This is a genomic window from Streptomyces antarcticus, from assembly GCF_026627255.1.
GTDB classification, from domain to species: Bacteria; Actinomycetota; Actinomycetes; order Streptomycetales; family Streptomycetaceae; genus Streptomyces; species Streptomyces antarcticus.
In genome coordinates, this window is sequence record NZ_JAPNLM010000026.1 from 98,993 (window position 1) to 110,433 (window position 11,441).

Annotated in this window: 12 protein-coding genes; 5 read left to right on the plus strand and 7 right to left on the minus strand. The window is 72.5% G+C overall.

Going from position 1 to position 11,441, the window contains the following annotated elements; all coding sequences use genetic code 11:
• The first annotated feature begins 319 nt into the window (after positions 1-319).
• Entirely contained in the window at positions 320-529 is a 210-nt protein-coding gene (locus tag OTB16_RS30960) for a cold-shock protein (RefSeq protein ID WP_030232479.1), read from the plus strand.
• Positions 530-896: 367 nt separating this feature from the next.
• Positions 897-2,519, plus strand: a complete 1,623-nt coding sequence (gene groL, locus OTB16_RS30965; protein ID WP_267724562.1) for a chaperonin GroEL — start codon at positions 897-899, stop codon at positions 2,517-2,519.
• A 105-nt stretch (positions 2,520-2,624) separates the two neighbouring features.
• On the opposite strand, the gene OTB16_RS30970 is transcribed toward groL, so the two are convergent.
• Together OTB16_RS30970 and OTB16_RS30975 are read right to left on the minus strand one after the other, a co-directional pair.
• Positions 2,625-3,050: a GNAT family N-acetyltransferase gene (locus tag OTB16_RS30970; protein WP_267724564.1), complete on the minus strand. Its 426-nt coding sequence runs from the start codon at positions 3,048-3,050 to the stop codon at positions 2,625-2,627.
• Positions 3,047-3,409 (minus strand): hypothetical protein, encoded by a 363-nt coding sequence (locus OTB16_RS30975; protein WP_267724566.1) that lies wholly within the window; start codon positions 3,407-3,409, stop codon positions 3,047-3,049. The genes OTB16_RS30970 and OTB16_RS30975 overlap by 4 nt, the downstream gene beginning before the upstream one ends.
• Before the next feature lie 148 nt (positions 3,410-3,557).
• Here OTB16_RS30975 and OTB16_RS30980 point away from each other — a divergent pair, with 148 nt between their 5' ends.
• A complete protein-coding gene (locus tag OTB16_RS30980) occupies positions 3,558-4,175 on the plus strand; it encodes a phosphoribosylanthranilate isomerase (protein ID WP_267724568.1) in 618 nt (205 codons plus the stop codon).
• 138 nt (positions 4,176-4,313) lie between these two features.
• Entirely contained in the window at positions 4,314-4,982 is a 669-nt protein-coding gene (locus OTB16_RS30985; protein WP_267724570.1) for a LamG domain-containing protein, read from the plus strand.
• Positions 4,983-5,241: 259 nt separating this feature from the next.
• Here OTB16_RS30985 and OTB16_RS30990 read toward each other — a convergent pair whose 3' ends face one another.
• Complete coding sequence (locus OTB16_RS30990; protein WP_267724572.1) at positions 5,242-5,604, minus strand: protease inhibitor I9 family protein; 363 nt, start codon at positions 5,602-5,604, stop codon at positions 5,242-5,244.
• 338 nt (positions 5,605-5,942) lie between these two features.
• On the opposite strand from OTB16_RS30990, the gene OTB16_RS30995 reads away from it, so the two are divergent.
• Positions 5,943-7,139 (plus strand): S8 family peptidase, encoded by a 1,197-nt coding sequence (locus OTB16_RS30995; protein ID WP_267724574.1) that lies wholly within the window; start codon positions 5,943-5,945, stop codon positions 7,137-7,139.
• Between the two features lie 33 nt (positions 7,140-7,172).
• Here the strand turns inward: OTB16_RS30995 and OTB16_RS31000 are convergent, their stop codons facing one another.
• From OTB16_RS31000 to OTB16_RS31015, 4 genes are all read right to left on the minus strand, one after another.
• Entirely contained in the window at positions 7,173-7,760 is a 588-nt protein-coding gene (locus OTB16_RS31000) for a GNAT family N-acetyltransferase (RefSeq protein WP_267724575.1), read from the minus strand.
• Between the two features lie 223 nt (positions 7,761-7,983).
• On the minus strand, positions 7,984-9,534 hold the full coding sequence (locus OTB16_RS31005) for a PTS transporter subunit EIIC (RefSeq protein WP_267724577.1): 1,551 nt from the start codon (positions 9,532-9,534) through the stop codon (positions 7,984-7,986).
• A 61-nt stretch (positions 9,535-9,595) separates the two neighbouring features.
• Positions 9,596-10,519, minus strand: coding sequence for an N-acetylmuramic acid 6-phosphate etherase (gene murQ / locus OTB16_RS31010; protein WP_267724579.1), 924 nt, complete (start codon positions 10,517-10,519; stop codon positions 9,596-9,598).
• Between the two features lie 10 nt (positions 10,520-10,529).
• A partial coding sequence (locus OTB16_RS31015; protein WP_267724581.1) for a MurR/RpiR family transcriptional regulator occupies positions 10,530-11,441 on the minus strand: 912 nt, incomplete at its 5' end.

Consider the following 11,441-nt stretch of genomic DNA (forward strand, 5'->3'; position numbering starts at 1 on the left):
GCGGTAAGGTTGGGGAAGTCCCCTCCGCTGTTCTTGCCCGCCGCATATGAACGGGCCGCGTGAGGGTCGACATCGGGTCAATGTGCGTGTGCGCTATGGGGCTTTGGCGAGAGATGTCAGGCCCGAGTTGCCCTGGAGTATGCCAAATTTTCACTCTTTTTCAATGTTTCCGGGTGGCCGGATTTCTCGTCGGATTGACCTGTTGCAGACAGCATCGGCGCGGATACATTCAGCCTCGGTCGACGCGTTCCGACGCAAGTTCTGACCCGGGATCGCGAAGTGCGTTCCTGCGCAAGGGCCAGTAATAGGGGAGTTAGGCATGGCTCAGGGCACCGTCAAGTGGTTCAACGCGGAGAAGGGCTACGGCTTCATCGCGGTCGACGGTGGCGCGGATGTGTTCGTCCACTACAGCGCCATCCAGATGGACGGTTACCGCACCCTTGAAGAGGGTCAGCGGGTCGAGTTCGAGATCTCGCAGGGCCAGAAGGGGCCGCAGGCTGACATGGTCAAGCTCGCGGCCGCCGGCTAGTCCCCACGCGATCGGCCACCGACGCGTACGTACGGCGTGCACGGCAGGACCGTAGTGCGGCGTACGAGGCACTACGAGGGGCCCACATCCTGGACAAGGGATGTGGGCCCCTCGTGCGTCCGGCCTCCACGGCCCGTGCGGCGCCTGCCTCTTCCCGGGGTGTTGACCGAAGCCGCTTGCACTCGAGGGGGCCGAGTGCTAATCATTGGCGTTAGCACTCTCCCGGTGAGAGTGCTACTAAAACGAGGACCGGGTCGGTGAGGCCCACAGCGTCCGGCGGGAAGGAACCGCCGGGTGCTCAGGCCGTCCGTCGCGGGCGCGGGCGCGGTCCGGAGCAATCCACCCCTGTCCGGGAGGACCACTTCAGATGGCCAAGATCATTGCGTTCAACGAGGAGGCCCGGCGCGGTCTCGAGCGTGGGATGAACCAGCTCGCCGACGCCGTCAAGGTCACCCTTGGCCCCAAGGGTCGCAACGTCGTCCTTGAGAAGAAGTGGGGCGCCCCCACGATCACCAACGACGGTGTCTCCATCGCCAAGGAGATCGAGCTCGAGGACCCGTACGAGAAGATCGGCGCCGAGCTGGTCAAGGAAGTCGCCAAGAAGACGGACGACGTCGCCGGCGACGGTACGACCACCGCCACCGTGCTCGCCCAGGCGCTCGTCCGCGAGGGCCTGCGCAACGTAGCCGCCGGCGCCAACCCGATGGCCCTCAAGCGCGGGATCGAGAAGGCCGTCGAGGCCGTCTCCGCCGCCCTGCTCGCCCAGGCCAAGGACGTCGAGACCAAGGAGCAGATCGCCTCCACGGCCTCCATCTCCGCCGCCGACACCCAGATCGGCGAGCTCATCGCCGAGGCGATGGACAAGGTCGGCAAGGAAGGCGTCATCACGGTCGAGGAGTCGCAGACCTTCGGTCTGGAGCTCGAGCTCACCGAGGGCATGCGCTTCGACAAGGGCTACATCTCGGCGTACTTCGCCACCGACATGGAGCGCATGGAGTCGTCCCTCGACGACCCGTACATCCTGATCGTCAACTCCAAGATCGGCTCGGTCAAGGACCTGCTGCCGCTCCTGGAGAAGGTCATGCAGTCCGGCAAGCCGCTGCTGATCATCGCCGAGGACGTCGAGGGCGAGGCCCTGTCGACCCTGGTCGTCAACAAGATCCGCGGCACCTTCAAGTCCGTCGCCGTCAAGGCCCCGGGCTTCGGCGACCGCCGCAAGGCCATGCTCGGTGACATCGCCATCCTCACGGGCGGCACGGTCATCTCCGAGGAGGTCGGCCTCAAGCTGGAGAACGCCGGTCTCGACCTGCTGGGCCGCGCCCGCAAGGTCGTCATCACCAAGGACGAGACCACCATCGTCGACGGTGCCGGCGACAGCGACCAGGTTGCCGGTCGCGTCAACCAGATCCGCGTCGAGATCGAGAACTCCGACTCGGACTACGACCGCGAGAAGCTCCAGGAGCGCCTCGCGAAGCTGGCCGGCGGCGTGGCCGTCATCAAGGCCGGCGCCGCGACCGAGGTCGAGCTCAAGGAGCGCAAGCACCGCATCGAGGACGCCGTTCGCAACGCGAAGGCGGCCGTCGAGGAGGGCATCGTCGCCGGTGGCGGCGTGGCCCTGCTGCAGGCCTCCGCGGTCTTCGAGAAGCTGGAGCTCACGGGTGACGAGGCGACCGGCGCTGCCGCCGTCAAGCTCGCCCTGGAAGCCCCGCTGAAGCAGATCGCCGTCAACGCCGGCCTCGAGGGTGGCGTCGTCGTGGAGAAGGTCCGCAACCTGACCCCGGGCTGGGGTCTGAACGCGGCCACCGGCGAGTACGTCGACCTCATCGCCGAGGGCATCATCGACCCGGCGAAGGTCACGCGCTCCGCGCTGCAGAACGCCGCGTCGATCGCCGCGCTGTTCCTGACGACCGAGGCCGTCATCGCCGACAAGCCCGAGAAGGCCGGTGCCCCCGCGGGCGGCGGCATGCCGGGTGGTGACATGGACTTCTGATCGGCCCCGGCTGATCGGCTGTTCTCGAACGAGGGCGGCACCCCCCGCGGGGGGTGCCGCCCTCGGGCGTTTGTCCGGCCGCCGGGAGCGGGGGCGTGGGCCGGGTCAGAGCTGCTTGAGGAAGTACACGTCCTCGTGGCCGCCCGGGAAGCCGGGGACGCGGGCCGTCTCCACGTAGCCGTGGCGGGCGTAGAAGGCCGGGGCCTGGAAGGTGAACGACGAGACGAGGACGCTCACGCAGCCGCGCCGGCGGGCCTCGTCCTCGGCGGCTGCCAGCAGCCTGCCGCCCCAGCCGTCGCCGCGGCTGTCCTCGCGCACCCAGGTCATGCCGATGCCCGCCCGGTCGCCCCAGCTCCAGCCGCTGAGCCCGGCGACGAGCGCGCCGTCCGCGTCCGTGACCCGGACGGTGAACTCGGACTGCTCGTGTCCCGCCGTCGCCGCCTGGTTGAAGGCGTCGAGCTCCTTGCCGAGCCGTGCGTCGAGCCCGGCGTCCGCGCCGCCTGTGGTGATCCCCACCCTGTTGTCGTTCATCGGACGATTCTGCGGGCCGCGGCCGCGCCGCCACGAACGGTTTCCGGGGCCGCTTCGTCGGCGACGAAGAGATCGGGGCCGTACGCGCGACCGGCCGAGGGAAACCGGAAGAGAAAGGGGGAGGTCTCCACGATGTGCCCGTCCGGAGCCTCTGCCTCCAGCTGTCGGCGCAGGGCACGCATGGGGCGGACGTAGCGCAGCTTGGACCACGGTGACACGACGATCTTCCCCCGGATGAGCTCGGCCCTGAAGCCGTCCGGCGTGTTCATCTCCTCGACAGTGCGCAGGAGGCTCCCGAATGTCGGAGGAGCCGACGGTGTGGTGTCCATGGGTGTGGCCCGTTCGGTCATGGTGGTCACCGTGGTCCTCCGCATGGCGTGCGTGCTGTGCCGGGCCGGGGCCCGTGTCTCAGATCAGGCTAGCGCCGGGGCCGGGGCCGGGGCCGGGGCCGTGCCCGGTCCTCGGGACGGAGTGCCACGGGGCGGGCGGGTTTGGTTGACTCGGGGGATGAGCGAGAGCAGCGCACCCTTCGTCAAGATCTGCGGCCTCAGGAACGCGCGCGACGTCGAGGCGGCCGTGGCCGCGGGGGCGGGGGCCGTCGGGTTCGTGTTCGCCCCGGGCAGCCCGCGTACGGTCGACGCCGCGACCGCGCGCGCCCTCGCGGCGGAGGTGCCGGAGGGGGTGCTCACCGTCGGGGTGTTCCGGGGGCAGTCGGTGGCGGAGGTCCGCCGGTTCACCGAGGAGAGCGGCGTACGGGGCGTCCAGCTGCACGGCGAGGAGGGCCCCGAGGACTTCGCGGCGCTGCGGGCCGGGGGCCGGACGCTGCTGCGGGCCACCGCGGAGCACGTCCGGCGGTGCGGGGAGTACGGCGAGGACCTGCTGCTGATCGACGCGCCCGATCCGGGCTCCGGCAAGCCCTGGAACTGGGGCTCCGCGGAGTTCACGGCGCCGGAGGGCCGCTGGCTCCTGGCGGGCGGACTGACCCCCGGCAACGTCCGGGAGGCCCTGGAGACCACGGGAGCGTGGGGCGTGGACGTCTCCAGTGGAGTCGAGGGGGAGCGGGGAGTGAAGTCCCCGGCGCTCATCGACGCCTTCGTGCGCGCGGCGCACGCCTCTGTTCGCTGAAAGCGTTCATGCGATTACTCTCAGCGAGAACCGGAGGTTCGGCCGGTTTCCGGCGGGCAAAGCACTGACATGCTCTCGGACACGCTCGGATGGCTGCGGCGCCTGACAAGCCGCCTCGTTCCTCAGGGCGGTGGAGGCGTGCCCGTGTTCGCGCCGCGCCGCACTCCCGTCTTCACCGCCGACTTCGCCTCCACCTCCCAGTGGGTCGCCGGCCGCTCGTGGGCGTATCCCGGCGGCGGCCCGGTCAACCCGAACGACAACAAGCTGGACCACCTCGTCGCCGACCCCTCCTACAGCCGTGGCGGGGTCTTCCGGGCGACCCTGCGCCCCGACGGCAACTGGGACGCCGGCCTGCTCACCACCGAGGGCAGCGACGGCGGGTTCATGGCGCGCACCGGCGACGTGCTGGAGGCCCGGGTGAGGCTCCCGGTGGAGCGCGGGGCGTGGCCCGCGATCTGGACCTGGCGGGACGGCGGGCAGGAGATCGACGTCTTCGAGTACCACCCCGACAACCCGGACCTGCTGGAGCTGTCCAACCACGTCCGCGAGGGCCACCGCTACCACCGCGACCCGTCGGTGCGGCCCGGCGGGTGGGTCGACCTGAAGGTCGAGTTCGGGAGGAACTCGGTCGTCTGGTGGGTGAACGGGGCCCGCGTCTTCAGCGACGGCCGGGGCGTCGGCCGGAACTGGCGGGCGTACCTCATCGTCAACCTCTCGGTCTCGGCGGGCCGTTACCACCCGGCGCCGGACCCGGGGGCCACGGAGATGTCGTACGAGGTGTCGGCACTGCGGGTGTACCGGCGCTAGTCCGTTCCGTCCGGAACACCCGGCGGACGGGGGCGGCGCGGCGCGGAGACAGCTGCGTGCGCCCCCCCGATCGTGGGACGCTGGATGGAGCGGCTCCCGGGCCATGGCCGAACCCGGCGAGCGGGTGGCCTTCGGCGAAGCGCTGAAGCTCCCGGACCCCTTCTCGGTGACGTTGGAGACGGAGCACTTCCCCCACTGATCCGCCGACAGGCCCCGTTCCCGCCCGGGGTCGGCCGACGGGAAGCGGGCCGGCCTGTCCTCAGAAGATCCCGGAGCCGGACGCGGTGCCGTCCGCCTCGACGGACCGCACGATGGACCGCGTCGCCCGGAGGTCCTCGACCTGCTCCGGGGAGAGGCGGGCGGCGAATCCGTTCAGGGCGTCGCGGTACACGTGGATCGGGGTGATCCCGTAGGCCTCGGCGACGGTGCCCGGGTCGAGTTCCGGGTGGACGGTGACGATGTACGTGGGATGGTCGGCGGCCGGAGCGGCCGGAGCGGCCGGAGCGGCCGCGCGGAACTCCGGTACGGGGAGGGGCGTGGCGGCGGCCGCGGGCAGGGCTGCCACGGCGGCCAGGACGGTGGCGGCCAAGGGCACGGTGGCTCGGCTCAGGGGGTTGCGCATGGGGCCGAGGGCATCACGCCGGGCGGGACCGGTCAACGACCGCCCGGGGTGCGGCGGGGTCACGGGGAGCGCACCGGCCGTGCGCCCCGGGGTGGCGGAAGGCCGTACGGGTGATCTTGCCCGGGCGGCCCCGGACCGTACGCGCCCGGAATAACCGTTTCCGCAGCCCGCGAAGCGGGCGTATCGGGGCGCGCGGCGCCCGGCCGGCGGGCGCGCGGGGCTGGTTCAACCCGCCGAGGGGTGGCACCGATGGACGGAAGGCCGCCCCCGCGGCAGCACCTGACAGCCGCGGGGGCGGCTCGTCCGCGCCGCCCCCACCCCGTCAGGGAGCTTCCCCCATGCGCCTGTTCGTACGTGTGGCCACCGCCACGCTCATCGCCATGACCCCGGCTCTGGCCGGGACGGCGTCCGCCGCCGCTCCGGAACCGACCCCGGTGCCGCTGAAGACCGCCGCCAACGCCGTGCCCGGCCGGTACATCGTGACCCTCGAGAAGGGGGTGGACGCGGCGCAGGCGGCGAAGCGGCTGGGCCTGAAGCCGTCGTTCCTCTACACCTCGGCGCTGAACGGCTTCGCCGTCCCGCTGACCCCGCTCCAGCTGACGATCGTCCGCAACAGCCTGGGCGTGAAGGCGGTCGAGGAGGACGCGAAGGTCCAGTCGGTGCCCAAGCCGAGCAGGACCGGGGCGACGCGGGCGCCGGCCTCGTCGTGGGGGCTCGACCGGATCGACCAGCGGGCGTGGGACAAGGCGAACGGGCAGGGCGACGGCCAGTTCACCACCCAGGGCAACGGCTCCGGGGTGACCGCGTACATCCTCGACACCGGCATCGAGTACGGGCACGACGAGTTCGGCGGCCGCGCCGTCTTCGGCTTCGACGCCGTGGGCGACGGCCAGGGCGGCGCGGACTGCAACGGTCACGGTACGCACGTCGCGGGCACGGTCGGCGGCAGCACGTACGGGGTCGCGAAGAAGGCGAACCTCGTCAGCGTGCGGGTGCTCGGGTGCGACGGTCAGGGCACGCTCTCGGGGATCGTCGCCGGACTGGACTGGGTGGCCAGGAACGCCACGCAGCCCGCCGTGCTGAACGCCTCCCTCGGCGGGGACAGGTCCGACGCCGTGAACGACGCCGCCGACGCGGTGACCGCGGCGGGCGTCCTGCCGGTCGTCGCGGCCGGCAACTCCTCGAAGGACGCCTGCCTGGTCTCCCCGGCGTCCGCGTCGAAGGTGGTGACGGTGGCGGCCTCCGACAAGTGGGACGAGGAGACCTCCTTCTCGAACTACGGCGGGTGCGTGGAGATCTACGCCCCCGGCGAGCAGATCCTGTCCGCGAAGCTGGGCGGCGGCAGCGTGGCCCTGGACGGTACGTCCATGGCGTCGCCGCACGTCGCCGGGGTCGTCGCGCTCTACAAGCAGGCGAACCCGAAGGCGGCGCCCGAGGACATCGTGGCGTGGCTCGGCGACGAGTCCACCAAGGACGTGCTGAGCAGCATCAGCAAGTCCAGCCCGAACGGGCTGCTGTTCACCGGCGGGATCTGACAGCCGGACCCGGCGCTCCGGCGGCGCGCCCGCTCAGTCGGTGCGCAGGCGGGCGTGCAGGTGCTCGTCGTGCCAGCCGTCCGCGTGCAGGAGCGCGCCGCGCATGATGCCCTCCAGGGGGAACCCGGCGCGGAGGGCGACGACGCAGGACGCCGGGTTGCGCACGGAGTGGGTGATGCGCAGGCGGTGCAGGCCGAGGGTCTCGAAGGCCCAGCGGCTGACCAGGTCGATGGCCCGCGCCATCACCCCGACGCCGCGACCGGCGGGCAGCAGCCAGTACAGGAACTCGGCGCTGCCGCCCGCGAGGTCGACGTCCCCCAGGCCGACCAGGCCGAAGGCCTGGCCGCCCTGGGCGGGTGCCACGGCCCAGAGCACGCCCTCCTCGGCCTGCCGGCGGGTTTCCCAGCGGGCGATCCGCGCCACCGCTCCGGCCTCGTCGAGCAGGCTGGGGCGGTTCCAGAACCGGATGTCCGGGTCGTGGCAGGCCTCGACGAGGGCGGGCGCGTCGTACGCGGTCCAGGGGCGCAGGTGCAGCCCGCCGGTACCGGGGAGGTAGAACTCCGGCTGGGGCAGGGCGGCCAGTCGGCCTGTGGGGACCACAGGGGGTATCGCGTCGCTCATGAGCGCATCCTGCCGGACCCGCGGGGCCGGACGGGAATCGAGTGGGGCGGGCGGCGGGAGGGGTGGCCGAAGGACTCCACGTACGGGTCAACCGGTCTGCGACACATACAAACTGAAAGATCATCATGTGTGGCAAATCGGATCATCCTTCCTGGTCTCTGCTCCTGCGTCGAGTGCGGGTGAAGGGACGAAGCTGGTCGGCGTGGCGGCGCCGGCGCGGGGTTCAGGCCAGGGCGGGCTGTTTGTCGGGGTCGGGGTCGGAGCCGGTGGCCGGGGCGGGCGGGGCGGGTTCCGGGGCGGTGTTGAGTTCGGCCAGCATCTGCCGCGTGAAGCCGAAGAAGTAGGTGGCGGCGAAGCCCACCAGGTAGCCGACCGCCAGACCGCCCGCGTAGATCGCGAGGGTGGCGCCCATGCCCGACGTGCCGTCCAGCAGCGGGAAGAGGGCCCAGCCCGAGGGGCCGATGGCGGTCGAGCCGAAGCCCACGCCCAGCTGGTTGAAGAGACCGACGAAGGCCCCGCCGGCCGCGCCGCCGACGCAGGCGGTGACGAAGGGGCGGCCCAGCGGCAGCGAGACGCCGTAGATCAGCGGCTCGCCGACGCCCAGGAAGCCGGCCGGGAGCGCGGACTTGATGGTGGAGCGCAGCGAGCCGTTGTGCGGGAGCTTGTAGTAGACGGCGACGGCCGCGCCGACCTGGCCCGCGCCCGCCATGGCGAGGATGGGCAGCAGGACGGTGTACCCGGACTGCTCGATGAGCGTGGTGTGGATGGGGATCAGGGCCTGGTGCAGGCCCAGCATCACCAGCGGCAGGAACAGCCCGCCGAGGACCAGGCCGGCGAAGGCGCCGCCGGTGGCGAGGAGCCAGTCGGCGAAGGTGCCGATGGCGGTGGAGGCCTCACCGGCGAGGAACATCAGGCCGAAGAGGGTGACCAGGCCCGAGATCAGGACCGTGAGGGTGGGCGTGACCAGTACGTCCAGCGCCTCGGGGACCCACTTGCGGCACCACTTCTCCACGTACACGGCGAGCAGGGCCGCGGCGAGCGCGCCGAGGACGCCGCCCTGGCCGGGCTTGAGCTCCAGCCCGAAGGCGGCGACCTTCGCGACGCCGGGGAAGACGATGATCGCGGCGACGGCGCCGCCCAGGATCGGCGTACCGCCGAACTCCTTGGCGGTGTTGTAGCCGACGAAGACCGCGATCAGCGACATGAAGCCTGAGGCGATGGCGGCGAGCGCCGGGACGATGGCGGGCAGCCAGCCCAGGTTCGTCAGCAGGCCGTTCAGGCCCGCGATGACGCCGCAGCCGATCAGGGCGGGGATGAGCGGTACGAAGATGTTCGCGATGCGGCGCAGGAACAGCTTGAAGGGGGTGGCGTTCCTGGCCTTGCGGGCCTGCTTCAGTGCCGCACCCTGCGAGGCCAGCTCCGAGGCCGTGACCGGATGGCCGCCGGGGCCGCCGGGGCCGCCGGGGCCGCCGGGGGCGGGCGTGGACACCCCGGCCGCGGCCGGCGCCGCCGCGCGGCCCTCCGCGACGAGCGCCTCGAACTCCGGGGTGACCCGGGCGACCGTGCCCGGCCCCAGCACGATCTGGTAGGTGTCGTCCTCGACCACGCCCATGACCGCCGGGACGGCCTTGAGGGCCTCCTCCTGGACCAGGCTCCGGTCGCGCAGGCCGATGCGCAGGCGGGTCATGCAGTGCGCGATCGAGGTGATGTTGTCCGGGCCGCCGACCAGAGGAAGGATCGCGGCGGCTGTGGCGCGGTTCTTGTCAGTGGACATGCTGGGGTCGCCTTGCGTCGGGGGTGCGGGCGGGGGCGGGTTGCGGGCGGGGTGGGGCCGGTCAGGAGGCCGCGGCGAGCGCGGCGCGCAGGTGCCCCCGCGAGGAGGCGAGCAGCTCGGCGGCCTTCGGGCCGTCGACGCCGCCGAGGACGACGAGGATGGCGTTCTTCACCTCGCCGCCGGTGGCCGTCAGCGCGGCCTCGATCTCCTCGTCGGGCGCGCCGGTGGCCAGGGCCACGATGCGGCGGGCGCGGGCGCGCAGCTTCTCGTTCGAGGAGCGCATGTCGACCATCAGGTTCCCGTACGTCTTCCCGAGCCGGATCATCGTCACCGTCGAGATCAGGTTGAGTACGAGCTTCTGGGCGGTACCGGCCTTCAACCGGGTCGATCCGGTGAGCAGTTCGGGCCCCACGACCACCTCGATGCCGTGCTCGGCGGCCGCGGCGAGCGCCGAGCCCGCGTTGCAGGACAGCCCGAGGGTGAGCGCGCCGCGCGTACGGGCGAACTCGACGGCGCCGATCGCGTACGGGGTGCGCCCGGAGGCGGAGACGCCGACCACGGTGTCGTCGGGGCCCAGCTCCAGCGCGGTGAGGTCCTCGGCGGCCAGCTCCCGGGAGTCCTCGGCGCCCTCGACGGCCTTGACCATGGCCGAGGGGCCGCCGGCGATCAGGCCGACGACCTCCGCCGGGTCGGTGTTGAAGGTGGGCGGGCACTCGCTGGCGTCCAGCACGCCCATCCGGCCCGCGGTGCCGGCGCCCGCGTAGACGAGCCGGCCGCCGCGCGCCATCCGCTCGGCGATCGCGTCGATCGCGGCGGCGATCTCCGGCAGCCGCGAGGCGACGGCGGCCGGGACGGTGGCGTCCTCGGCGTTCATCAGGCGGGCGATCTCCAGGGTGGACAGCCGGTCGACCTCGGCCAGTTCGGGCCGGAAGGCCTCGGTGGTCAGGGTCTCCAGCTGGGCGCGGAGGGCGGTGTACGCGGTCATGGTCGGGCTCCTAGCGGGCGGTGCTGCTGCGCTTGCCGGTCGGTACGGCGGTCTGGTGGCGGGGGGCGAGCGCCTCGTACGAGGCGGCGAGGGCGGGTGCGGCGGTCTCGTACGTCCGCTGCGCCACGCCGACGAACAGGCAGTCCACGACGAGGAGCTGGCTGGTCCGGCTGGACATGGCGGCCGGGCGCAGCTGGGTCTCGCGGGCGGCGGAGGTGGCCAGGACGTGATCGGCGTAGTGGGCGACGGGGGCGTTCGGGCGGCCGGTGAGCGCGATGGTGGTGGCGCCGCGCTCGAAGGCCGTACGGAGCGGCTCGATGACGTCGCCCGTGGAGCCGGAGTGGGTGACGGCGACGGCCACGTCGCCGGGGCGCAGCAGGACGGCGTTGGTGACGGCGAGGTGGGTGTCCTGGTGGGCGTGGGCGATCAGGCCGATGCGCAGCAGCTTCTGGGCGAGGTCCTGGCCGACGAGGGCGGAGGCGCCGACGCCGTAGATGTCGATGCGCCGGGCGGTCGCGAGGGCGGTGACGGCGCCGGCCAGCTGGGTCAGGTCGAGCCCGGCGGCGGTGTCGGCGAGGGTCTGCGCCTCCTCGTGGGCCAGCTTGGCGACGACGTCCGCGAGGGGGTCGTCGACGGCTATGTCGACGGTGACGGCGGGCGCGGCGCCGGACTCCTGCTGCGCGGCGAGCGCGGCCAGCGCGAGGCGCAGGTCGCGGTAGCCGGGGTAGCCGAGGAGGCGGGCGGTGCGGACGACGGTGGCGTCGCTGGTGCCGGTGTGCTCGGCGAGGGCGGAGACGGTGAGCTGCGCGCAGCCGGCCGGGTCGGAGGCGACGGCCTCGGCGACGGCCTGCACGGAGCGGGTCATGGACGGGCCGAGGCTGCGGACCCGGGCCCGGAGGGCGGAGGGTGCGGGGGTGGTGGG

Excerpts from the sequence above, each read along its gene's own strand:
- OTB16_RS30960 (WP_030232479.1), top strand. The coding sequence starts at position 320 with ATGGCTCAGGGCACCGTCAAGTGGTTCAACGCGGAGAAGGGCTACGGC.
- groL (WP_267724562.1), top strand. The coding sequence starts at position 897 with ATGGCCAAGATCATTGCGTTCAACGAGGAGGCCCGGCGCGGTCTCGAG.
- OTB16_RS30970 (WP_267724564.1), bottom strand. The coding sequence starts at position 3,050 with ATGAACGACAACAGGGTGGGGATCACCACAGGCGGCGCGGACGCCGGG.
- OTB16_RS30980 (WP_267724568.1), top strand. The coding sequence starts at position 3,558 with ATGAGCGAGAGCAGCGCACCCTTCGTCAAGATCTGCGGCCTCAGGAAC.
- OTB16_RS30990 (WP_267724572.1), bottom strand. The coding sequence starts at position 5,604 with ATGCGCAACCCCCTGAGCCGAGCCACCGTGCCCTTGGCCGCCACCGTC.
- OTB16_RS30995 (WP_267724574.1), top strand. The coding sequence starts at position 5,943 with ATGCGCCTGTTCGTACGTGTGGCCACCGCCACGCTCATCGCCATGACC.
- OTB16_RS31000 (WP_267724575.1), bottom strand. The coding sequence starts at position 7,760 with ATGAGCGACGCGATACCCCCTGTGGTCCCCACAGGCCGACTGGCCGCC.
- OTB16_RS31005 (WP_267724577.1), bottom strand. The coding sequence starts at position 9,534 with ATGTCCACTGACAAGAACCGCGCCACAGCCGCCGCGATCCTTCCTCTG.
- murQ (WP_267724579.1), bottom strand. The coding sequence starts at position 10,519 with ATGACCGCGTACACCGCCCTCCGCGCCCAGCTGGAGACCCTGACCACC.